Raw genomic sequence first — 20,314 nt, forward strand, 5'->3', positions numbered from 1 at the left:
ATGACGAGCAGGACGTAACGGAAGCGGACGGTCTGGCGTATAATTCCCAACACACGATCCTCCAGGACGGAACCATCATGGCGAGCCTCACAGTCACCGATGAGCAGGTCAGGGCCATCAAGGCCAAAGTGATCCAACCGGCCTGGGTGCGGGTCATGCACTGGATCAACGCCCTTGCCATGATCCTGATGATCCTGTCGGGCTGGCAGATCTACAACGCCTCGCCGCTGTTCGGCTTCACCTTTCCGCGCGACTACACGCTCGGCGGCTGGCTCGGCGGCGGCCTGCTCTGGCATTTTGCCGCGATGTGGTTGTTGATGCTCAATGGCCTTGCCTATCTCGTCACCGGCTTTGCCACCGGCCGCTTCGCCAAGAAGCTGTTTCCAATCACCCCGTCAGGCGTGCTCCACGACGTCAGGGCTGCCCTGACCTTCAAGCTCGGCCATGACGATCTCACCGTCTATAATTACGTGCAGCGCCTGCTCTATGCCGGCATCATATTGGTCGGCGTGCTGATCGTGCTCACGGGCCTCGGCATGTGGAAGCCGGTGCAGCTCTATTACCTCGTTGCGCTGTTCGGAGATTACCCGACCGCGCGCTACATCCATTTCTTCTGCATGGCCGCGATCTGCGCCTTCCTCGTCGTTCACGTCCTGCTCGCGCTGCTGGTGCCGAAGAGCCTGCGCGCGATGATCATCGGTCGCTAAAGCGGAGCGGAGAACACAGCCATGGCCAAGCGTTCATTCCTGATCCCCGGCGTCGACAAGCGGCTCCTGATCAAGGACTCCATCAAGACCATGCCCGACGTCACCCGCCGCCGCTTCATCGCCGGCGGCGCCAGTCTCGGCGCCCTGACATTGCTCACCGGCTGCGACGTCGTCGATTCCTCCTCGGCCGAGGAGATGCTGAAGAGTGTTTCGAAATTCAACGACGCGGTGCAGGCCTTCATCTTCAATCCCGACGCGCTGGCGCCGACCTTCCCCGAGAGCGCGATCACCAAGCCGTTTCCGTTCAACGCCTATTACGATCTCGACGACGCGCCTGATGTCTCGGCCGCAGACTGGAAGCTCGAGGTCCGGGGCCTCGTCGACAACAAGAAGCCCTGGACGCTGGACGAGTTGCACAAGCTGCCGCAAGTGACTCAGATCACCCGTCACATCTGCGTCGAGGGCTGGAGCGCGATCGGCAGCTGGACCGGCACGCCCCTGCGCGATTTCCTGAAATTGATCGGCGCGGACACGCGCGCGAAATATGTCTGGTTCCAATGCGCCGACAAGGAGGGCTACAATTCGCCCTTGGATATGCGCAGCGCGCTGCACCCGCAGACCCAGATGACGTTCAAATATGCGAACGAGATCCTGCCGCGCGCCTACGGCTTCCCCATGAAGATCCGCGTGCCGACCAAGCTGGGCTTCAAGAACCCGAAATACGTGGTCTCGATGGAAGTCACCAACGACTACAAGGGCGGCTATTGGGAAGACCAGGGGTATAATTCGTTCAGCGGGAGCTGATGGCCGTCATTCCGGGGCTCGCGAAGCGAGAGCCCGGAATCCATCGGGCCGCAGGACTGGTGGATGAATGGATTCCGGGTTCGCGCTACGCGCGCCCCCGGAATGACAACCTAGCCCGGCCCCACTTTCCGCTGACACAGCGCCGCCACCGCACCCAGCGCCAGCAGCGCCGCCGACACGTTCAGCGCGTAGCTCAAGCTCCCCAGTGCATCCGTGATCGCGCCGACCACGATCGGGCCGAGCGTCTGGCCGACGCCGAACGAGATCGTCATTGCCGCGATCGCGGTCGGCCACACCTGCGGCGGATAGTTGAAGCGCACGAAGGCGGTGGTCGAGCCGACCACGGCGAAGAAGGCGACGCCGAACACCACGGCCGAGACCGCAAGCCATGCCGGCGAATGCCCGAGCATCGGCAGGGCCGCGCCCGCCGCGTTGGTTCCGAGGATGATGGCGGTGGCGAGCCCGCCGCGATCGAGCGCCAGCACGCCGCGCCAGGCCCAGGGCGTGACGAAGGCGGAGAGGCCAATGAGTCCCCAGAATCCCGCCTGCGCCGCGGCCCCGCCGCCGCCGTCGCGCACATAGGCGATCATGAAGGTCATGTAGGCGATGTACCCGGCGCCGAACAGGAAGTAGGCGGCCAGATAAATCAGCACCGGCCAAATCGCGAACGAGCCGTGACCGCCTTCCGAGAAGCGGACATCGCTCTCGATGCGGATCAGGAACAGCGGGATCGTCATCGCGACCGAGAGCAGCGTCAGCGCCCACCAGACGATCCACCACGAGCCCGGCCCGAAATATTGCAGCGTGAACGGGGCGATCAGCCCCGAGGCGAGAATGCCGATGCCGGGCCCGGCATAGAACAGGCTGAGCAGGAAATTGGCCCGCGTGGGCTGCGACTGCGCGATGGTGGCGGCGAGCGCCCCGCCGGCGACGAAGCCGGCCGCAGCCCCGAGACCGAGCACGAGGCGCGCCAGGCTCAGCGCGACGAAATTCCCCGATAGCGCGCACGTCGCGAGCGCGGCGACGCAGGCGAGGGTTCCGCCGCGGATGGCGGCCGCCCAGCCGACGCGCTGGATCAGGCGGGACGCCAAGAGCGCGCCGACGAGATAGCCGACGGCGTTGATGGTGTTCATGAATCCGGCCGCCGAGTAGGACCAGCCGAGGGTCTCCCGCATGTCCGGCAGCACCAGCGCATAGGCAAAGCGGCCGATGCCGAGCCCGACGGTGGCGGCCAGCGACAGCGTCAGGATCAGCCGCGCGGGATGCGCGTAGGGCGGGCGGTCAGGGGCGTGCAAGGGAATCTCCGGCCCTCGCAGTGTGGCAGGCCCCGTCCGCCTTGCACAGCCGCACCCCGGCAATGGTGTCTTGCCAAGCGCGCAACGCCGCTCTAGCACTCCGGCCGAATTCGACCTGAGAGGAACGACCATGGCGACCCACAAACTGCTGCTGCTTCCCGGCGACGGTATCGGCCCCGAGGTGATGGGCGAGGTGAAGCGGCTGATCGACTGGCTCAATTCGGCCGGGATCGCCAAGTTCGAGACCGATACCGGCCTCGTCGGCGGCTCCGCCTATGACGCGCACAAGGTGTCGATCTCCGAGGGCGACATGGCCAAGGCGCTGGCCGCCGACGCCATCATCTTCGGCGCGGTCGGCGGTCCGAAATGGGATGCCGTTCCCTACGAGGTGCGCCCGGAAGCCGGCCTGCTCCGCCTGCGCAAGGATCTCGCGCTGTTCGCCAATCTGCGTCCCGCCGTGTGCTACCCGGCGCTGGCCGAGGCTTCGAGCCTGAAGCGCGAGGCGGTCGAGGGCCTCGACATCATGATCGTACGCGAGCTCACCGGCGGCGTCTATTTCGGCGAGCCCAAGACCATCACCGATCTCGGCAACGGCCAGAAGCGCGCCATCGATACCCAGGTTTACGACACCTATGAGATCGAGCGCATCGGCCGCGTCGCCTTCGAGCTTGCCAGGAAGCGCAAGAACAAGGTGACGTCGATGGAGAAGCGCAACGTCATGAAGTCCGGCGTGCTCTGGAACGAGGTCATGACTCAGGTTCACAAGCGCGAATATCCTGACGTCACGCTCGAGCATCAGCTCGCCGATTCCGGCGGCATGATGCTGGTGAAATGGCCGAAGCAGTTCGACGTCATCGTCACCGACAATCTGTTCGGCGACATGCTGTCCGACATCGCGGCGATGCTGACCGGCTCGCTCGGCATGCTGCCCTCGGCCTCGCTCGGCGAGGTCGACGTCAAGACCAAGAAGCGCCGGGCGCTGTACGAGCCCGTGCACGGCTCGGCGCCTGACATCGCAGGCCAAGGCCTCGCCAATCCCATCGCGATGATCTCGTCCTTCGGCATGGCGCTGCGCTACTCCTTCGACATGGGCGATCTCGCCGACAAGGTCGACGCTGCGATCGCCGCGGTGCTGGCGAGCGGCCTGCGCACCGCCGACATCAAGTCGGAGGGGACGACCGCTGCCTCGACCACGCAGATGGGTGAAGCGATTTTGAAGGAATTGCAGAAGCTGCACGGGTAAGGCGGGAAGAATCGTAGCCCGGATGGAGCGAAGCGAAATCCGGGTTCTCACCCCGTAGACAGACCTTGCCGGATTGCGCTTCGCTCCATCCGGGCTACGGCCTCATTGGAGACCGCCTCATGGATTCACCCCGCCCCAAGGTCGCGGAGACCATCATCCATGACACGGTGCGCCGGCGCGAAGCGCAGATCGGGCGCCGCTGCGAAATTCTCGCCAACACCCGCATCGAATACGCCTCGCTCGGCGACTATTCCTATCTTGGCGAGAATTGCGACGTCGCCGATGCCGTGATCGGCAAGTTCACGGCCATCGCCAATTCGGTGCGGATCGGCGCGCCCAATCATCCGATGGGCCGCCCCTCGCAGCACCGCTTCACTTATGTCCCCGAATATTACGAGGCGTCGGCGAGCCGCGACCGCGACTTCTTCGCGGATCGTCGCGGCGATCGCGTCATCGTCGGCAACGATGTCTGGATCGGCCACGCCGCCATCCTGCTGCCGGGCGTGAACGTCGGCGACGGCGCGGTGATCGCGGCAGGCGCGGTCGTCAGCCGTGATGTCGCGCCCTACACGATCGTCGGCGGCGTGCCGGCACGCGCCATCCGCAAGCGCTTCGACGACGCGGTCGCGGCAAGCCTGCACCGCATCGCCTGGTGGGACTGGCCGGACGAGCTCATCTTTGAACGTCTCGCCGATTTCCGCTCCGAGGCGATCGAGGAGTTCTGTCGGCGTTATGACCCTGCGGCGAATGCGTGAGGCGCAGGCAGCTCTCCAAACAAAAAAGCCGGGCGCGAGCCCGGCCTTTTGATTCGGTCGTGACGTCCGCTCAGTACAGCGGGAAATTCTGCGGGTAGCCGCCGATATCCTGCGGCGGCGAGAGCGGCTGGCGGTCGATCGGGCGATTGAGGTTCTCGCGGGCGAAGGACGGATAGCCCACGGCCGGCGGGAAGGCGTAGTCGCTGAACTTGCGGTCGCCCGGATTCACCTCGGTGCCGCCGTCGAGCCAGGAGCGCTTGCTGACATAGATGCGGGTGCGGCCCTGCTGATAGACGGCGTTGGGGCCCGCCGGGCCGTAATAGTGCCGGCCGCGCTCGTCATAGCGCTTGGTCTTGTTGTCGGCCGAAGCCGGCGTCGCCAGGACAGAGGACATGGCAATCACGGCGCCCGCAGCAAACAAGGTCGCCAATATGGCAGAGAATTTCGAGCTCATCACGTCCCCTTCAGGCGGCGCACCGCCAGTCGATGTCACCCCATACTAGCCCGGCCGGGGTGAGCGCAACTAGGTCTATTGGGTCACACCAGCTCGAAAATAATCGCGCGCGTCGGCGAAAGTTGCATCAATACCAGCCACTTGAGCTTGATGCGGACTAGAGCGCCCCGCGCAATTGCGCATTCGCGGCGCCCAGCAGCCAGTCCGGCGAGCCCTGGAGGTCGCAAGCCCGGCGCTTCAGCTCGGCGCGGGCGAACAGGTCCGCCAGCTTCGGCTCGTTGCCGGAGGTGAGCAGCGTCAGCCGGTTCAGCGTGCAGGCAACGGCCGCACGCTGGGCGGGCAGGGTGTTGCCCTGGCAGGAGAAGCCGGAGATCTGCAAGGCAGGCTCCTCGCTGCGCTTGAGGTAGCCGAGGCAGGCCGGCGTCCCCGTCGTGCCCATCGGCCGGAACAGCGCCACGGGGCCGAATTTGGTGTCGATCAGGCCGGCCTGCTCGAGCGGGGTCGCCGCGTTCAGACCCATCTGGACGGCGAGATCCATGGTTGCCGGACGGCCCAAGTCGAATTCGCCGCCCTCCCGGTAAATCTCGAGCTCGGCCAGCACCTTGTCGGCTTCGCCGGTCCAGCGCATGACGTCCCTGCGACCGCCTGCGAGATGCCGAAGGATGGTGTAAGAGGCTGTTTTTTCTGACGAATCAAGCCGACTGAGAGCGAAGGCCGGATGCGAGCGGTCGGCCACGCTCCAAGCCTTCCCCGGCGCCGGTTCGTCGCCGCGCAAATCGGGCAGCTGGCCAAGCGCCGCAAGGCCGAGGATGGCAAACAGCGCCAGCGTCCCCACATAGGCGAACAGCCGCGCCAGCGTGCCGACCACCTCGTCGGCGAAGGCTGCCAATGCCAGATGGAGACTGGTCCGGGTCGAGATTGCGGCCATGCTGGCCTCAGGCGACTGCATCCACGGCCATCCGGCATGGTCCCACGTTGTCTTGAGGCCGGTTCTCGCATAGAAGCGCTGCTCTTCCTGTTTAAGCGTCAGCTTCAGGAACGGGCTTTTTCATCGGAGAGTGAACGATGGGTTACAAAGTCGCAGTCGTCGGCGCGACCGGCAATGTCGGACGGGAAATGCTCAACATCCTGGATGAGCGCAAATTCCCCGCGGACGAGGTCGTGGCCCTCGCCTCTCGCCGCAGCATGGGCGTCGAGGTCTCCTATGGCGACCGCACCCTGAAGGTCAAAGCGCTCGAGCACTTTGATTTCTCCGATGTCGACATCTGCCTGATGTCGGCGGGCGGCTCGGTGTCGAAGGAATGGTCGCCGAAGATCGGCGCCGCCGGCGCGGTGGTGATCGACAATTCCTCGGCCTGGCGCATGGACCCGGACGTGCCGCTGATCGTGCCCGAGGTGAATGCTGCCGCGACCGAAGGCTTCAAGAAGAAGAACATCATCGCCAACCCGAACTGCTCGACCGCGCAGCTCGTCGTCGCGCTCAAGCCGCTGCACGACAAGGCGGTTATCAAGCGCGTCGTGGTCTCGACCTATCAATCGGTGTCGGGCGCCGGCAAGGATGCGATGGACGAATTGTTCTCGCAGACCAAGGCCGTCTACACCAACAGCGAGATCGTCAATAAGAAGTTTCCTGCGCGCATCGCCTTCAACGTCATCCCCCAGATCGACGTCTTCATGGAGGACGGCTACACCAAGGAAGAGTGGAAGATGATGGCGGAGACCAAGAAGATCCTTGATCCCAGGATCAAGCTCTCCGCCACCTGCGTGCGCGTGCCGGTGTTCGTCGGCCATTCCGAGGCGGTCAACATCGAGTTCGAGAATCCGATCAGCGCCGACGAAGCCCGCGATATCCTGCGCAAGGCGCCCGGCTGTCTCGTCATCGACAAGCAGGAGCCCGGCGGCTACGCCACGCCGTATGAGGCGGCCGGCGAAGACGCCACCTATATCAGCCGCATCCGCGAGGACGCGACGGTGGAGAACGGCCTCGCGCTGTGGTGCGTGTCGGACAATCTCCGCAAGGGCGCAGCCCTCAACGCGATCCAGATCGCCGAAGTCCTGATCAACCGCAAGCTGATCAGCGCGAAAAAGCAGGCGGCCTGACGCTGCCGTAGGGCGGATTAGCCCGCGGCTGCGCGAAGCGCAGTCCGCTTGGCGTAATCCGCCGCTTCCCTTCGCGATACGAACGCCGGCGGATTACGCTTCGCTAATCCGCCCTACGAGAGCGGTGGCCTACGCCACGGCCCGCGCGTTCCTGAATTCCTTGCTCGTCTTGTCCAGCACGAACAGCGATCCCTCCGCGACGCCGAAATAGGCGCCGTGGGTCTGCATCTGGCCGCTCTCCACGGCCTTGCGCACGAACGGGAACGTCATCAGGTTTTCCAGGCTGCGGAACACCGCGGCCTTCTCGATGCGCTCGACAAACTGCGCCATGGTCTCGTGGTCGCGCTGCTCGACCACTTCGCCCGGCTTGATGAACATCTGCATCCATCTGCCGATAAAGTCGCCGGGCGTCAGCGGCTCGATCTTGTCGACGAAGGCACGGATGCCGCCGCATTGGGCGTGGCCGAGGATGACGATGTGCTTCACCTTCAGCACCGTCACCGCATATTCCAGCGCCGCCGAGACGCCGTGCGCGTTGCCGTCGGGCTGATACACCGGCACCAAATTGGCGATGTTGCGGACCACGAACAATTCGCCTGGGCCGACGTCGAAGATCACCTCGGGCGAGACGCGGCTGTCGCAGCAGCCGATCACCATCACTTCCGGGAACTGTCCCTTCACCGACAGTTCGCGATAGCGGGTCTGCTCGGTCGGCAGCCGCTGGGTGGCGAAGGCCTGGTAGCCTTCCAGCAAATGCTTCGGGAATGTCATCATGGCCTATGCCTAATCATATACCGCTGGGGTGAACAAGCCTTTCGAAGAGGCAGGCCAAGTGCTATCCGCTCCGCGAGGACGCCGCTAGGAAACCGCCAAGACAACCGCCAAGACAACCGGAAGGAACGCCCGCATGACCCGCCCGCGCCGCAGCCATCTGTTCATGCCAGGCTCCAATCCCCGCGCGCTGGAAAAGGCGCGCAATCTGGCCGCCGACGGCCTCATCCTGGATCTCGAGGATTCCGTCGCCCCCGATGCCAAAGCGGCGGCGCGTGACGGCATCGCCGCCGCGATCGCAGCCAAGGGCTTTGGCAAGCGCGAGATTCTGATCCGGACCAACGGCCTCGACACGCCCTGGTGGGCCGATGACGTCGCAATGGCCGCCAAGGCCTCGCCCGACGGCATCCTGGTTCCCAAAGTTTCAAGCATCGAAGATCTCGACACGATCGGCCTGCGTCTCACCGAGCTCGGCGCGGCGCCGACGGTGAAGGTCTGGGCCATGATCGAGACGGCGCGCGCCGTGCTGCATGCGGAGGAGCTCGCCGAGGCCGGGCGCGATAAGTCGCGGCGGCTCGAAGGCTTCGTGTTCGGCCCCAACGACATCTCGCGCGAGACGCGGATCAGGATGCTGCCCGGCCGCGCCGCGATGATCCCGATGATCACCCATTGCATCCTGGCGAGCCGCGCTCATGGCCTAGAAATCCTCGACGGCCCCTACAGCGACATCGCCAACCCCGACGGTTTCGCCACCGAATGCGCGCAGGGCCGCGATCTCGGCTTCGACGGCAAGACGCTGATCCACCCCTCGCAGATCGACGCCTGCAACGCGATCTTCACGCCCCCGGAGGAGGAAGTCGCGCGCGCGCGAAAAATCATCGCGGCGTTCGAGCTGCCGGAGAATGTCTCGCGCGGCGCGATCCGCCTCGATGGTGCAATGGTGGAACGCCTGCACGCCGACATGGCCCGCCGGACGATCGCCATCGCGGACGCGATCGCGGCGATGGGGAAGGGCTGAAGGCCTATCGCGTCGCCGCGCCATTCGCGACCAGGCCTCGCTCACGCGCAGCGAGGCGCCGCTGTCGCCTGCCTGCGTCCCTTATTGCCGTCGTCGCGAATTCTTCAGCGTCTCGGATGGCAGCTCGCCGATGGCCTGACGATATTCGGATGCGAAGCGTCCGAGATTTCGAAAGCCGCATTTGAAGGCCACGGCCAGCACGCTGGTCTGCGCATCAGGCCGTCGCAACAGCTCTGCCGCGCGATGAAGCCGGACGCGCCGCGCGAACTGGCCTGGTGATCCCCGTCCGGACTCGGCGAACTCGCGGAACACCGTCCGCAAGCTCACATTGGCGACCTCGGCGATTACCTGGAGATCGAGAGGTTCGTCCCAATGGGCCTCGATATAAGACTCCACGATGTCGACCACGGACCGGTTGGTTCTCGGCGCGGAGCGCTGCAGCCGATCGGAGAAATTGTGTCGATGCGCCAGGAGAATCCGGACCATCAGCGCCCGCTCGAGTTCGGCGATGGCGATGGGCGAGTAATCCTGCCCGAACCTTTCCAGTTCCTCGGCAAATCTGAAAACGTCATGGCGCATCTGCGTCATGACCGCCGGGTCGGCGTCGCCCGAGGCGAAACGCAAGGTCATGCCGCAATCGTCGCCGAGCAGGCTGTTCAACAGGCGCGAGATGGCCGGGACATCGATCCTCAGCACCAATTGGCGGTAGCCCGGTGCGAAGTCGAGATCGAGCCTGGCGTCTCCGGAGATGATCGGACTCCAGGCCTCGAGAGGCCGGCTATTCCCCTTGGTCCTGAAGCCCGCAGCTCCCTGGATGGAGAAGAACTGGCGGAGGATCTGCGATTCAGGAAATGACAAGGATGCCGCGCCGTCATAGGCGCAGAACGCGAGGCCGATGGAATTCAGGCGGGCAAAATTGGCCTGGATGCCGAATTCATGCCCCTGCTTGCCAAACCGGTCGGCACCATACGCCGAGAACAGGCGATCGCGCGCGAACTCGCTGTCACGCGATCGAAGCAAGGGATAGCGGTCAAGGTATGAGACGGCGCCCAAATCAGTTTCCCCAAACGCTCAAACTACCGAATCGGAATCCGAGTGCTACCAATTGGAGATTGCAGGGAATAGCTAGCGAGCGTGACGATCCGTTGCCAAGCGAAATGCGGCCACTTGCTCGCTCCTGCGACAAATTGCCGGAGATCTTCGTGCGACGAAGATCGCTTCGTTTCGCTCGCAGACCAGCCATGTGCGGGCTTCCGAGCTGGGCATTCGATGTCTGGCGATCGGCGTTTTGCCGAATACCGATAACGAATTTAGCGTGAGCTTCGCAGTTCAGCATCAGCGACGCGGCCGAGGTGGTCGTGTGTCGCAGTCAGGTTAATCGGCCTGGCAAAATGCGGCCATTGTGTCTGCGATCGGACAAATACTCTGATAATTCGATTCAGATATCTGCTTCATTCGCACGGCTTGCCCGTCGAGCGACGCTCCAACCGAGCGCGCTCCGCGGCGAGACAATGCGTGCTGAAGTCCGGTTCGCGCATGCGTTGCGGACGCAACGACAATTTCGGAGCAAAAGAATGTTTGGTCGCAAGTCCCACGGCGATGCGCAGGCGCAGATTGATGCGGTCGGTCGCTCGCAGGCCATGATCGAGTTCACCATGGACGGTACGATCCTCGCGGCCAACAAGAACTTCCTGACCGTGCTCGGTTATGGTCTCGATCAGATCCAGGGCAAGCACCATTCCATGTTCGTGCCGGTCGACCAACGTGAGGGCGCGGATTATCAGGCGTTCTGGGCGGCGCTGCGCCGCGGTGAATTTCAGGTAGGCGAATTCAAGCGCCTCGCCAATGGTGGCCATGAGATCTGGATCGAGGCGTCGTACAATCCGGTGCTCGATGGTGCCGGCAGGCCGGTCAAGGTGGTCAAGATCGCAACCGAGATCACGGCGAAGAAGCTGCGCAGCATGGCCGATGCGTCCAAGCTCGCCGCCATCAATCGGGCCCAGGCCGTGATCGAGTTCAAGCTCGACGGCACCGTCGTCACCGCCAACGAGAATTTCTGCAAGGCTCTCGGCTTTTCGCTGGCCGAGATCGAGGGCAAGCACCACAGCCTGTTCATGCCGCAGGCAGACCGCGATAGCGCGGCCTATCGCGAGTTCTGGGAGAAGCTCAACCGCGGTGAGTACCAGGCCGGCGAATTCAAGCGCATCGGCAAGGGCGGCCGTGAGGTGTGGATCCTGGCGAGTTATAACCCGGTGATGGACGACACGGGCAAGCCCTTCGGCGTCGTCAAGTTCGCAACCGACGTCACGGCGCAGAAGCTGCAGAATGCCGATCTCGCCGGTCAGATCGCGGCGATCGACAAGGCGCAGGCCGTGATCGAGTTCAACATGGACGGCACGATCATCGCCGCCAACGCCAATTTCCTCGGTGCGCTCGGTTACTCGCTGGCCGAGATCAAGGGCAAGCATCACAGCATGTTCGTCGAGCCCAGTGAGCGCGACGGTGCCGCCTATCGCGAGTTCTGGGCCGGGCTCAATCGCGGCGAATACCAGGCGGCCGAATACAAACGCATCGGCAAAGGCGGCAAGGAGATCTATATCCAGGCCTCCTACAATCCGATCCTCGACCTCAACGGCAAGCCGTTCAAGGTCGTGAAATACGCCACCGACACCACCAAGCAGGTGCTGGTCCGCATGGGCAACGAGCGCGTCCGCGCCATGATGGAATCGGTCGCAGCCGGTTCGGAAGAGCTCAACGCCTCGGTGCGGGAGATTTCCGAAGCCATGACCAAGTCGCGCGAAACCGCAGTCGGCGCGGTGGAGCAGGTCGCCTCCGCCGATGCGCAGGCCCAGCGCCTCACCGACGCCGCGCAGGCAATGAGCGGCATCGTCGAGATGATCAACAACATCACCGGGCAGATCAATCTGCTCGCGCTCAACGCGACGATCGAATCGGCGCGTGCCGGTGAAGCCGGCCGCGGCTTTGCCGTGGTCGCCTCCGAAGTGAAGGGCCTCGCCAACCAGGCCAAGCAGGCGACCGACAAGATCGCCCAGGAAATCGGCAGCCTCAACCAGATATCGGGTGATGTCGTCAGTGCCCTGAGTGCGATCAAGCAGGCGATCAACAATGTCAGTGAGTACGTGACGTCGACCGCCGCGGCGATCGAGGAGCAGAGCACGGTGACGAATGAGATGTCGACCAGCATGCAGCGCGCTGCGGCCGAGGCCGCTGCGATGGCCGATCGGGCTTGATCAGGCGGCCTGATGCGTCGGCGCGCGTTCCGCTACGCAAATGGAGACAGACGTCTCCGGTCGGAAAATCCGTTGCGCCGCCTCAGCGCGGTGCGACGTCGGCGCGGTCGAGCGATTCCAGCGTCGAGGCATTGGCGCAATAGCCGCGATAATTCTCCGCGGCGGTGCCGTCGGCGAGATCGCGGTCGCATTGTCCCTTGTGATTGCACAGCGAGCAGACCCGCTCCATGTCGCGGAGCAGCAGCGGCTGCGCGCGGCCGAGCCCTTCGGCGCTGATGCCGAGCTGCTGCAGCATCATGGGCAGCTCGTCGGCGGAATGCCTGCCGTGACGGACCAGCTCTTCCAGATCGTCGGGCGCGATCCGCAAATCGCTCGCGATCCGGTCGAAATCGGCGCGGTCGAGCTGCCGCATCTCGTTCATCTCGCGGCGATGCTTCAGCCAGCTCGCAAAGGACTCGATGAGGTCCTGGACGATCGGATATGGCCTGCTTGCGGTGCTCATGGAAAGCTCCCTTCGGACAGCGGAACTGGAGCGAATTAAGCACAATGATGCAGGGGCGCGTTGCGCTGGATCAAACTGGGAGTGCCCGAGGCTCATGTCGGACGCGCTGCAGCGTGCAACGCTGCTGCGCAGAGCCGGACCCATTCTTCCGCTGCGCTGGGCCCCGGCTCAGCAGCGCATCACCAGGGGGTGCTGCGCTGCGTCCGGGGCACGAGACCTAGCCAAACCGCTCCGTCGCCCAGGCATACAGGCTGCCCGGGATCGGCTTTTCGCCGCCGCGGCCCTTGGGCGAGATGTGCAGGCCGATGATCTCGGGGCTGGTGACGAGGCCGAGATAGCTCGAGGGATCGAAGAACAATTTCGGCTCGGCATGCACGGCATAGAACGACTGCTTCGGCAGCGCGTATTGCAATTCGCCGGTGCGGCGCGCCAGCGCGGTCAAGGCTGCGGGTCCGTAGATCGCGACGCGAATGTCCGAGAGGCGGTTCGAGCCGCCGCGCAGGCGTCGCATCATGAAGGTGACGCGATGGCGGATCGACAGCCAGTTCGGCGTCAGCTCCTCCTGCTCCATCAGCTCTTCGAAGGCGGCGACGATGCCGTGCGCGGGCGGAAGATAGATCACGGAATTGCCGAGCTGGCGCGGCCGCTCCCAGGCGAAATAGGGTTTTGCCGGATCGATCTCGACGGGCTTCAAGAGCAGCACGTCGGCATCGAGCCAGAGGCCGAGGCCCTTCGCCATCAGCTTCATGCGGAAGAAGTCGCTGAATTGCAGAATGGTCCAGTCGCGCCAGCTGCCGTCCGGCTGCGGCGGCCGCAGCCGTTCTGAGAACGCATGCGGCAGGATCGCCTCGGCATCCGCGTTGGCGACGCCGGCGGGAAGGCCGGGAATGGTGTCGAAGCTGTAGACGGTGACCTTGTGGCCGGCAGCTAACTGCGAGCGCAGACAGGTCTGGCGCAGCGCATCCATCGGGCCATGCCAGAAGGTGACGATCTCGGGGAGCATGCGGCGAAGCTATACGGGATAACCAAGGCAAAGAAAAAGCCCCGGCGCTGACGGCACCGGGGCTCGAAGCAAAGAGCGATCTCAGGCCCAGGCGCGTTCGCGCTTGAGCTTGTCCTCGTAAGAGTCGATCGAGGCCTTCTTCTCCATCGTCAGGCCGATGTCGTCGAGGCCGTTGATCAGGCAGTGCTTGCGGAACGGGTCGATCTCGAACATGACCTTGCCGCCGTCGGGCCCGCGGATTTCCTGGTTCGGCAGGTCGATCGTCAGCGTCGCGTTGGCGCCGCGCTCGGCGTCGTCGAACAGCTTGTCGAGGTCTTCCTGGGAGACGCGGATCGGCAGGATGCCGTTCTTGAAGCAGTTGTTGTAGAAGATGTCGCCGAACGAGGTCGAGATCACGCAGCGGATGCCGAAGTCGAGCAGCGCCCAGGGGGCGTGCTCGCGGCTCGAGCCGCAGCCGAAATTGTCGCCAGCGACCAGCACCTTCGCGTTGCGATAGGCGGGTTGGTTCAGCACAAAATCCGGGTTCTCGCTGCCGTCGTCCTTGTAGCGCTGCTCGGAGAACAGCCCCTTGCCAAGGCCGGTGCGCTTGATGGTCTTCAGGTACTGCTTCGGAATGATCATGTCGGTGTCGACATTGATGATCTTCAGCGGCGCCGCGACGCCTTCCAGCGTGGTGAACTTGTCCATCTTGGGCTTCCCGGTTTGTCTCAGGGAGGGCTGTTTAGCCCGGTTGGCACACAAATCCTAGGCCGGAATCGGCAATCTTGGTCTGTCAGCCCTGAGGAGCCATCCGGTCAGGCGCAAAGCCGGTCGGCAGACCGTCGATGCTCTTCACGTTCTTCAGGCCCCAGTACTTTCGCAAATTGTCGAGGCCCTGCCTGGTCCAGTAGCGCACGAGGCTGCCACGCTCTTGCTTGTAGTCGAACAGTGGCACGCCCATGCCGCACGACGTCTGCACGAGGTCGATCGAGAGGCGTATGATCTGACGTGCCCCGGCGACGTCCTCGAACCGAGGGGCGAGGTCGGCGTAATCAGGCGTGCCTCGCATGAGCGACCGGCCTTGGCCATAGAGGCGCAGGATCATCGGGGCGCCATCGAAGGCGCAAAACATGATGGTCAGCCGCTTGTCGTCAGAAGCCATCAGGTGCGCGCGCGTCTCGCTACCGCTGCCAGTGACGTCGAGATAGGCGACATCATTGTCTCCGAGCACCCGGAATGAGGACAGGCCCTTGGGGGACACGTTGATGCGTCCCTTGGGCGGGGCGCTGGCAACGAAGAAGATCTTCTGCCCCTCGATGAAAGCCCTGTGCTCCGGCTCGATCCGCGTGAACTGCTTGCCCATGCCCGTGCGTCCTCTGCGCAGCGACGAAATAACGACGGAAAGCTAGCATGCGGCTAATACCAGTTTAAGAACCCATATTATGCTAGTATAATTACCACCATGAAAGGACAGGATCCAACCGCCCCGGCTCTCTCGCTCAGCGCGTTCTTGCGGGCGCTCCGGGAGCGCCAGTCACCGGCAGAATTCGGCCTCGCCGGTGGATCACGACGGCGCACGCCCGGACTTCGGCGAGAAGAGGTCGCGCAGCTCTGCGGATTGAGCGTCACTTGGTACACGTGGATCGAGCAGGGGCGCGACGTGTCCGTCTCCGCGGCGGCACTTTCGCGCCTCGCGCACGGATTGCGTCTGTCACGCGCCGAGCGCAGCTACCTGTTCGAGGTTGCGGGCAAGCGCGATCCCGAACGTCCCAGCACAAGGGATGATCCGCCTGAAGAAATCCTGGCCTGTGTCGATGCGATCGATGGACCGGCCTATATCCTCGATCGCACATGGCGTGCGCGTCGCTGGAATGCACAAGCGTCCCTCCTGTTTGCAGGATGGCTCGATGCAGACGGCGAAAAGAATCTCCTGCGCTACATCTTTCTGAGGCCTGAGGCTCGAACCCTGATCCTTGACTGGACTTCCCGAGCACGCCGCGTCGTTGCAGAGTTCCGTGCCGCGGTGACAGCCTACTCCGATGATCCCGAGATTCGCTGGCTGGTGGAGCAACTGAGACGAGAAAGTCCCGATTTCGAGCGCTGCTGGGACACGCAGGGGGTCTTGGCTCGCGAAGGAGGCGAGCGTGCGTTCAATCATCCGACCATGGGGCACCTGCACTATCAGCAGGTGTCGCTGTCTCTCGCGGGGTGGTCCGATTATCGACTGACGATGCTCCTCTCTGCGCCGCGCCTTGGTCAGTCCGCGTCCTGCTCCGCCTGAGCCTCGATCGCTTCCATATCGTCGTCCGAAAGACCGAAATGGTGGCCGATCTCGTGGATCAGGACGTGGCGGACGATGTGGCCGAGGCTTTCGTCGTGCTCGGCCCAGTAATCCAGGATCGGCCGGCGGTAGAGCCAGACCATGTTGGGCAGCCGCGCCACGTCGCCCAGGCTCTGCTGCGGCAGGCCGACGCCCTGGAACAGGCCGAGCAGGTCAAACTCGCTCTCGCACTCCATCTCGTCCAGGACCTCCTCGGTCGGGAAGTCGTCGACGCGGATGATCACGCCCTCGCAGAGCTTGCGGAATTCCGCCGGCAGGCCTTCGAAGATCTCGTGCGCCGTCGCTTCCATCTCGGCCAGCGAGGGCGCTTTCAATTCCGTCCACATGGGCTTCTCATAGCGTGGGTTCCGCGGCGATGCATCCCGCTTTATAGATGCGGCGAGGTTGACGGGCGGCGCCAAAACGGGGAGCGTGGCCGCTCGACGGGACGTTTCAGGTGGGCGAAAAAATGCGAGCAAGAACAGCGCTGACGCTACTGTGCATGGGGTTGTTTTCGCAATTTTGCGTTGGCGCGGAGGCGCAGACGGCGGCCCCCGGCGTCAGGCTGGCCCAGGCCGCCTCACCGGACGACATCCCGCCGCCGCGCAAACGGCACCCGGCGCGCCTGCGCGTCACGCCCTATTACAGCCCTGACGGCGTCTATCCGCGCTACAATCCCGGTCCCAATGCGGTCCGCGAATGCAACGCGACCTATGTGCAGGAATTCCGGCCGAGCGGCACGGTGATCGTGCCGCGCGTGAGCTGCTACTGGCGCCCGGGTTAGGGCGGCGCGCGGCGTTGGAGCCCAGTGGGGTGATCATTGCGAGATGGTTTGCATGGGCCGTTGCCGGCGCGCTGGCCGCCGGCCTGCCTTGCGCGTCAGCGGCGCATCGGGTGGCGATCCCGGAGGCCTCGGCCGGGATTGCGGTCTTCGATGTGCGGCGCCCGGCGCGACCGCAATACGTCGTGCCGCCCCTCGTGCGCCGTGATCCCCGCTACTACGCGCGGCCCGCGCACTACCGTCCCTATCCCTACGGCGTGCCTGCACCCTTCGTGTTCGGCTACGGCCCGTTCTGGTGACGCGCTAGCCGGCGGGCGCAAATCCCTTCACCAGCAGCACGGTGGCCTCAGCGCCCGCCTTGCGGTCGCGGGAGATCTCCTCGTAGTCCGGTGAGTTCGAGAAGGCGAGGAAGGCCGCTTCGTCGGGAAACGACATCATGACCAGCTTGTCGTGCGGCCAGGTTCCTTCGAGCACGCGCGGGCGCTCGTCGGCGGCGAGCAGCCGGCCATTGTATCTCCTGAACACGTCGAAGAACCGCGCCTGGTAGCGGTCATAGGCCGCGCGGTCCGTCATCTTCAATTGTGCAATCGCGTAGACCGTCATCTCACGACTTCCTCCCATCGCGGCACAGCGCCGCAGCGCGCAGCCAGCTTCGTTCATTCATGGCGCGTTCACATCGCTGTCCGCAATTTAATCCCGGGAGCGACTGCAATTGAACAGGGATGACGCGGGCTCGGAACGAGCACCGCAACTCCGCTGTCCGGATTCAGGGAGGATTTCCATGCTGAGGATAATGGGTCTCAGGGCAAGCCCGATGCGCCTGCTCGGGATTGCGGCCGCGGCGACGCTGATGCTGACGGCCGGGACCGCGCGCCGGGCTGAAGCGCTGAACTTGATCAATCCGGCGACGTCACCCGCGACCAAGGGGGCGAGCGACGATCTCGTCACGCAGGTTCGCCATGGCGGCGGCGGACATGGCGGGGGCGGACATTTTCACGGCGGCGGTGGATTCCGCGGTGGCGGCGGACATATCGGCGGCTTCCGCGGCGGTGGATTCCACGGCGCTCATATCGGCGGCATCCGCGCCGCGCCGGCCTTCCACGGCGGCGGCTATCGCTATGGCGGCGTTCACCGCTATGGCGGATTTCATCGCTACGGAATCTATCGGCCGCACTACGGCCACCGCCACTTCCACCGGCGCTATTATGTCGGCGGCTATTATCCCTACTACCACCATCCGCGCCGCTGCCGGATCATCTGGACCTATTACGGCCCGCGACGGGTCTGCCGCTGGCATCGCTGGCACCATCCGTACCGGTACTATTGGTGATGTGAGTGAGGTGACGTCATCTCGAGATTCCGGGGTCGCCCGTCGGGCGCCCCGGAATGACGTCGGGGTTGGACGGCCTACAGCCAATCCTTCAGCTTCCACGACGAAGCCTTCCACCGCATCAAATTCTCGAGCTTCCACTGCCTGAACATCGCGGGCGGCCAGCGGCTGAGCTTCGATGTTTCCTCGACCTCCGGCTTGGCGACGATGCGCAAGGGCGTCGCGCGCCGGCGGTGCTGGCGCGTGGCTTCGCTGATCAGGTCGACATATTCAGGCTTGTTCGCCATGGCGCGCGTCCTCGCGAAAACCTCGCGAGGACGACAGTGTCAGGCTATCGTTTAACGGCGGTTTGCCGCGATCGCTACAATTGCTGGGATTGGCTTAGCGCCAGTCCCTGACGTCGACGAAGTGACCGGCGATCGCCGCCGCCGCCGCCATCGCCGGCGACACCAGATGGGTGCGGCCCTTGAAACCCTGGCGTCCCTCGAAATTGCGGTTCGAGGTCGAGGCGCAGCGCTCTTCCGGCGCCAGCTTGTCCGGATTCATCGCAAGGCACATCGAGCAGCCCGGCTCGCGCCATTCGAAGCCGGCCTTGATGAAGATCTTGTCGAGACCTTCAGCCTCGGCCTGCTCCTTCACGAGGCCCGAGCCCGGCACGACCATGGCATTGACGTTGGCCGAGACGGTCTTGCCCTCCGCGATCTTGGCGGCGGCGCGCAGATCCTCGATGCGACCGTTGGTGCAGGAGCCGATGAAGATGCGGTCGACCTTGATGTCGGTGATCTTCGTTCCCGCGGTGAGGCCCATGTATTTCAGCGCGCGATGCTTGGAGATGCGCTTGGCCTCGTCCGCGATCTGATCAGGATCGGGCACGAATCCGGTCACCGAGATCACGTCCTCGGGGCTGGTGCCCCAGGTCACGATCGGCGGCAGCTTGGCCGCGTCGAGGCGCAGCTCGTTGTCGAAATGCGCGCCGTCGTCGGAGCGCAGTTTCTCCCAGTAGCGCATGGCCGCATCCCAGTCGGCGCCTTTCGGGGCCTTGGGGCGGCCGCGCAGGAAGTCGAACGCCTTCTGGTCGGGCGCGACGAGGCCGGCGCGGGCGCCGCCTTCGATCGACATGTTGCAGACCGTCATGCGGCCTTCCATCGACAACGCACTGATCGCGTCGCCCGCGTATTCCAGCACATAGCCGGTGCCGCCGGCGGTGCCGATCTCGCCGATGATGGCCAGGATGATGTCCTTGCCCGTCACGCCGTCAGGCAGTTTGCCGTCGACGGTGACGCGCATGTTCTTCGCCTTTTTCTGGATCAGCGTCTGCGTCGCCAGAACATGCTCGACCTCGGAGGTGCCGATGCCGTGCGCGAGCGCGCCGAAGGCGCCATGCGTCGAGGTGTGGCTGTCACCGCAGACGATGGTGGTGCCGGGCAGCGTAAAGCCCTGCTCGGGGCCGATGACGTGGACGACGCCCTGGCGCTTGTCGAACTCGTTGTAATATTCGATGCCGAATTCCTTGGCGTTCTCGGCCAGCGCCTTGATCTGCTCGATGCTCTCCGGATCGGGATTCGGCTTGGTGCGATCGGTGGTCGGCACGTTGTGGTCGACGACGGCGAGCGTCTTCTCCGGCGCGTGAACCTTGCGCCCCGTCGCGCGCAGGCCTTCGAACGCCTGGGGCGAGGTCACCTCGTGCACCAGGTGGCGATCGATATAGAGCAGGCAGGTGCCGTCGTCGGCTTCGTGCACCAGATGGTCGTTCCAGATCTTGTCGTACAATGTGGTGGGCTTGGACATGAGCGTCAGCTCCGAAGAATGTGTGAAGCGGGTAAGCGCGCATCGCGCGGGCAACAAAATCGTCAGCGCAGCCTGTTAGGCTGCGGGACTAAGCTCTGACGTTGCCGAGGTCGCGAAGCGGCCGAAGAACCGGCCAGGCAGCCGCGAGCGATCGTCGATGACGATGCGCTGGACGGGGGCGAGGCTGGTCGGATCTGGAAACATTCCAGGAAT

At 64.3% G+C, this 20,314-nt stretch carries 24 protein-coding genes; 11 read left to right on the plus strand and 13 right to left on the minus strand.

All coding sequences use genetic code 11. The annotated features are described in order from the left end of the window. Positions 1–77 precede the first annotated feature (77 nt). Positions 78–707 (plus strand): cytochrome b/b6 domain-containing protein, encoded by a 630-nt coding sequence (locus tag XH83_RS01720; RefSeq protein ID WP_194405389.1) that lies wholly within the window; start codon positions 78–80, stop codon positions 705–707. A gap of 21 nt (positions 708–728) precedes the next feature. Further along, complete coding sequence (locus XH83_RS01725; protein ID WP_194405390.1) at positions 729–1,511, plus strand: molybdopterin-binding protein; 783 nt, start codon at positions 729–731, stop codon at positions 1,509–1,511. Positions 1,512–1,621: 110 nt separating this feature from the next. Here XH83_RS01725 and XH83_RS01730 read toward each other — a convergent pair whose 3' ends face one another. Beyond that, positions 1,622–2,806 carry a YbfB/YjiJ family MFS transporter gene (locus tag XH83_RS01730; protein ID WP_194405391.1) on the minus strand — a complete coding sequence of 395 codons (1,185 nt, stop codon included), beginning with the start codon at positions 2,804–2,806 and terminating at the stop codon, positions 1,622–1,624. Between the two features lie 130 nt (positions 2,807–2,936). Between XH83_RS01730 and leuB the strand changes: the two genes are divergently transcribed. Together leuB and XH83_RS01740 are read left to right on the plus strand one after the other, a co-directional pair. After that, positions 2,937–4,049, plus strand: a complete 1,113-nt coding sequence (gene leuB / locus XH83_RS01735) for a 3-isopropylmalate dehydrogenase (protein WP_194405392.1) — start codon at positions 2,937–2,939, stop codon at positions 4,047–4,049. Between the two features lie 119 nt (positions 4,050–4,168). Beyond that, positions 4,169–4,804 carry a DapH/DapD/GlmU-related protein gene (locus XH83_RS01740; protein ID WP_194405393.1) on the plus strand — a complete coding sequence of 212 codons (636 nt, stop codon included), beginning with the start codon at positions 4,169–4,171 and terminating at the stop codon, positions 4,802–4,804. A 70-nt stretch (positions 4,805–4,874) separates the two neighbouring features. Here XH83_RS01740 and XH83_RS01745 read toward each other — a convergent pair whose 3' ends face one another. Continuing rightward, entirely contained in the window at positions 4,875–5,258 is a 384-nt protein-coding gene (locus tag XH83_RS01745) for a hypothetical protein (protein WP_194405394.1), read from the minus strand. A gap of 157 nt (positions 5,259–5,415) precedes the next feature. Then, entirely contained in the window at positions 5,416–6,207 is a 792-nt protein-coding gene (locus tag XH83_RS01750; RefSeq protein ID WP_194405395.1) for a hypothetical protein, read from the minus strand. Between the two features lie 116 nt (positions 6,208–6,323). Here XH83_RS01750 and XH83_RS01755 point away from each other — a divergent pair, with 116 nt between their 5' ends. Then, entirely contained in the window at positions 6,324–7,358 is a 1,035-nt protein-coding gene (locus XH83_RS01755; protein ID WP_194405396.1) for an aspartate-semialdehyde dehydrogenase, read from the plus strand. A 129-nt stretch (positions 7,359–7,487) separates the two neighbouring features. Here XH83_RS01755 and XH83_RS01760 read toward each other — a convergent pair whose 3' ends face one another. After that, on the minus strand, positions 7,488–8,132 hold the full coding sequence (locus XH83_RS01760) for a carbonic anhydrase (RefSeq protein ID WP_194405397.1): 645 nt from the start codon (positions 8,130–8,132) through the stop codon (positions 7,488–7,490). A 133-nt stretch (positions 8,133–8,265) separates the two neighbouring features. Between XH83_RS01760 and XH83_RS01765 the strand changes: the two genes are divergently transcribed. Then, positions 8,266–9,147: a CoA ester lyase gene (locus XH83_RS01765; RefSeq protein WP_194405398.1), complete on the plus strand. Its 882-nt coding sequence runs from the start codon at positions 8,266–8,268 to the stop codon at positions 9,145–9,147. 81 nt (positions 9,148–9,228) lie between these two features. On the opposite strand, the gene XH83_RS01770 is transcribed toward XH83_RS01765, so the two are convergent. Beyond that, complete coding sequence (locus XH83_RS01770) at positions 9,229–10,200, minus strand: AraC family transcriptional regulator (RefSeq protein ID WP_194405399.1); 972 nt, start codon at positions 10,198–10,200, stop codon at positions 9,229–9,231. Positions 10,201–10,721: 521 nt separating this feature from the next. On the opposite strand from XH83_RS01770, the gene XH83_RS01775 reads away from it, so the two are divergent. Continuing rightward, a complete protein-coding gene (locus XH83_RS01775) occupies positions 10,722–12,398 on the plus strand; it encodes a PAS domain-containing methyl-accepting chemotaxis protein (protein ID WP_194405400.1) in 1,677 nt (558 codons plus the stop codon). Between the two features lie 82 nt (positions 12,399–12,480). Here the strand turns inward: XH83_RS01775 and XH83_RS01780 are convergent, their stop codons facing one another. The 4 genes from XH83_RS01780 to XH83_RS01795 all read right to left on the minus strand — a co-directional run bounded on the left by XH83_RS01780 (position 12,481) and on the right by XH83_RS01795 (position 15,245). Further along, positions 12,481–12,900, minus strand: coding sequence for a hypothetical protein (locus tag XH83_RS01780; RefSeq protein WP_194405401.1), 420 nt, complete (start codon positions 12,898–12,900; stop codon positions 12,481–12,483). 217 nt (positions 12,901–13,117) lie between these two features. After that, entirely contained in the window at positions 13,118–13,903 is a 786-nt protein-coding gene (locus XH83_RS01785) for a hypothetical protein (protein ID WP_194405402.1), read from the minus strand. Positions 13,904–13,984: 81 nt separating this feature from the next. Further along, positions 13,985–14,590, minus strand: coding sequence for a 3-isopropylmalate dehydratase small subunit (gene leuD, locus XH83_RS01790; protein ID WP_194405403.1), 606 nt, complete (start codon positions 14,588–14,590; stop codon positions 13,985–13,987). 85 nt (positions 14,591–14,675) lie between these two features. Then, positions 14,676–15,245: a pyridoxamine 5'-phosphate oxidase family protein gene (locus XH83_RS01795; RefSeq protein ID WP_194405404.1), complete on the minus strand. Its 570-nt coding sequence runs from the start codon at positions 15,243–15,245 to the stop codon at positions 14,676–14,678. A gap of 99 nt (positions 15,246–15,344) precedes the next feature. Between XH83_RS01795 and XH83_RS01800 the strand changes: the two genes are divergently transcribed. Continuing rightward, a complete protein-coding gene (locus XH83_RS01800) occupies positions 15,345–16,163 on the plus strand; it encodes a helix-turn-helix transcriptional regulator (protein WP_194405405.1) in 819 nt (272 codons plus the stop codon). Here XH83_RS01800 and XH83_RS01805 read toward each other — a convergent pair. After that, complete coding sequence (locus XH83_RS01805) at positions 16,139–16,549, minus strand: metallopeptidase family protein (RefSeq protein ID WP_194405406.1); 411 nt, start codon at positions 16,547–16,549, stop codon at positions 16,139–16,141. The genes XH83_RS01800 and XH83_RS01805 overlap by 25 nt on opposite strands. A 155-nt stretch (positions 16,550–16,704) precedes the next feature. Between XH83_RS01805 and XH83_RS01810 the strand changes: the two genes are divergently transcribed. Both XH83_RS01810 and XH83_RS01815 read left to right on the plus strand, forming a co-directional pair. Further along, positions 16,705–16,986: a hypothetical protein gene (locus XH83_RS01810; protein ID WP_194408127.1), complete on the plus strand. Its 282-nt coding sequence runs from the start codon at positions 16,705–16,707 to the stop codon at positions 16,984–16,986. Between the two features lie 29 nt (positions 16,987–17,015). After that, the gene (locus XH83_RS01815) at positions 17,016–17,282 is read left to right on the plus strand and encodes a hypothetical protein (protein ID WP_371746244.1); all 267 of its coding nucleotides are present in this window, start codon (positions 17,016–17,018) and stop codon (positions 17,280–17,282) included. Positions 17,283–17,286: 4 nt separating this feature from the next. Here XH83_RS01815 and XH83_RS01820 read toward each other — a convergent pair whose 3' ends face one another. Next, a complete protein-coding gene (locus XH83_RS01820) occupies positions 17,287–17,586 on the minus strand; it encodes a DUF1330 domain-containing protein (protein WP_194405407.1) in 300 nt (99 codons plus the stop codon). Between the two features lie 178 nt (positions 17,587–17,764). On the opposite strand from XH83_RS01820, the gene XH83_RS01825 reads away from it, so the two are divergent. Continuing rightward, the gene (locus XH83_RS01825; protein ID WP_194405408.1) at positions 17,765–18,313 is read left to right on the plus strand and encodes a hypothetical protein; all 549 of its coding nucleotides are present in this window, start codon (positions 17,765–17,767) and stop codon (positions 18,311–18,313) included. A gap of 77 nt (positions 18,314–18,390) precedes the next feature. Here XH83_RS01825 and XH83_RS01830 read toward each other — a convergent pair whose 3' ends face one another. Together XH83_RS01830 and leuC are read right to left on the minus strand one after the other, a co-directional pair. Then, positions 18,391–18,600: a hypothetical protein gene (locus tag XH83_RS01830; protein ID WP_194405409.1), complete on the minus strand. Its 210-nt coding sequence runs from the start codon at positions 18,598–18,600 to the stop codon at positions 18,391–18,393. A 94-nt stretch (positions 18,601–18,694) separates the two neighbouring features. After that, positions 18,695–20,101 carry a 3-isopropylmalate dehydratase large subunit gene (gene leuC, locus XH83_RS01835; protein ID WP_194405410.1) on the minus strand — a complete coding sequence of 469 codons (1,407 nt, stop codon included), beginning with the start codon at positions 20,099–20,101 and terminating at the stop codon, positions 18,695–18,697. Positions 20,102–20,314 lie beyond the last annotated feature (213 nt).

Source organism: Bradyrhizobium sp. CCBAU 53351, from assembly GCF_015291745.1.
In the GTDB taxonomy this organism is placed as follows: domain Bacteria; phylum Pseudomonadota; class Alphaproteobacteria; order Rhizobiales; family Xanthobacteraceae; genus Bradyrhizobium.

Coding starts and splice junctions, on each gene's coding strand:
- XH83_RS01720 (WP_194405389.1), top strand. CDS start 78: ATGGCGAGCCTCACAGTCACCGATGAGCAGGTCAGGGCCATCAAGGCC.
- XH83_RS01725 (WP_194405390.1), top strand. CDS start 729: ATGGCCAAGCGTTCATTCCTGATCCCCGGCGTCGACAAGCGGCTCCTG.
- leuB (WP_194405392.1), top strand. CDS start 2,937: ATGGCGACCCACAAACTGCTGCTGCTTCCCGGCGACGGTATCGGCCCC.
- XH83_RS01740 (WP_194405393.1), top strand. CDS start 4,169: ATGGATTCACCCCGCCCCAAGGTCGCGGAGACCATCATCCATGACACG.
- XH83_RS01745 (WP_194405394.1), bottom strand. CDS start 5,258: ATGAGCTCGAAATTCTCTGCCATATTGGCGACCTTGTTTGCTGCGGGC.
- XH83_RS01750 (WP_194405395.1), bottom strand. CDS start 6,207: ATGCAGTCGCCTGAGGCCAGCATGGCCGCAATCTCGACCCGGACCAGT.
- XH83_RS01755 (WP_194405396.1), top strand. CDS start 6,324: ATGGGTTACAAAGTCGCAGTCGTCGGCGCGACCGGCAATGTCGGACGG.
- XH83_RS01760 (WP_194405397.1), bottom strand. CDS start 8,132: ATGATGACATTCCCGAAGCATTTGCTGGAAGGCTACCAGGCCTTCGCC.
- XH83_RS01765 (WP_194405398.1), top strand. CDS start 8,266: ATGACCCGCCCGCGCCGCAGCCATCTGTTCATGCCAGGCTCCAATCCC.
- XH83_RS01775 (WP_194405400.1), top strand. CDS start 10,722: ATGTTTGGTCGCAAGTCCCACGGCGATGCGCAGGCGCAGATTGATGCG.
- XH83_RS01780 (WP_194405401.1), bottom strand. CDS start 12,900: ATGAGCACCGCAAGCAGGCCATATCCGATCGTCCAGGACCTCATCGAG.
- XH83_RS01785 (WP_194405402.1), bottom strand. CDS start 13,903: ATGCTCCCCGAGATCGTCACCTTCTGGCATGGCCCGATGGATGCGCTG.
- leuD (WP_194405403.1), bottom strand. CDS start 14,590: ATGGACAAGTTCACCACGCTGGAAGGCGTCGCGGCGCCGCTGAAGATC.
- XH83_RS01795 (WP_194405404.1), bottom strand. CDS start 15,245: ATGGGCAAGCAGTTCACGCGGATCGAGCCGGAGCACAGGGCTTTCATC.
- XH83_RS01800 (WP_194405405.1), top strand. CDS start 15,345: ATGAAAGGACAGGATCCAACCGCCCCGGCTCTCTCGCTCAGCGCGTTC.
- XH83_RS01805 (WP_194405406.1), bottom strand. CDS start 16,549: ATGTGGACGGAATTGAAAGCGCCCTCGCTGGCCGAGATGGAAGCGACG.
- XH83_RS01810 (WP_194408127.1), top strand. CDS start 16,705: ATGGGGTTGTTTTCGCAATTTTGCGTTGGCGCGGAGGCGCAGACGGCG.
- XH83_RS01820 (WP_194405407.1), bottom strand. CDS start 17,586: ATGACGGTCTACGCGATTGCACAATTGAAGATGACGGACCGCGCGGCC.
- XH83_RS01825 (WP_194405408.1), top strand. CDS start 17,765: ATGCTGAGGATAATGGGTCTCAGGGCAAGCCCGATGCGCCTGCTCGGG.
- XH83_RS01830 (WP_194405409.1), bottom strand. CDS start 18,600: ATGGCGAACAAGCCTGAATATGTCGACCTGATCAGCGAAGCCACGCGC.
- leuC (WP_194405410.1), bottom strand. CDS start 20,101: ATGTCCAAGCCCACCACATTGTACGACAAGATCTGGAACGACCATCTG.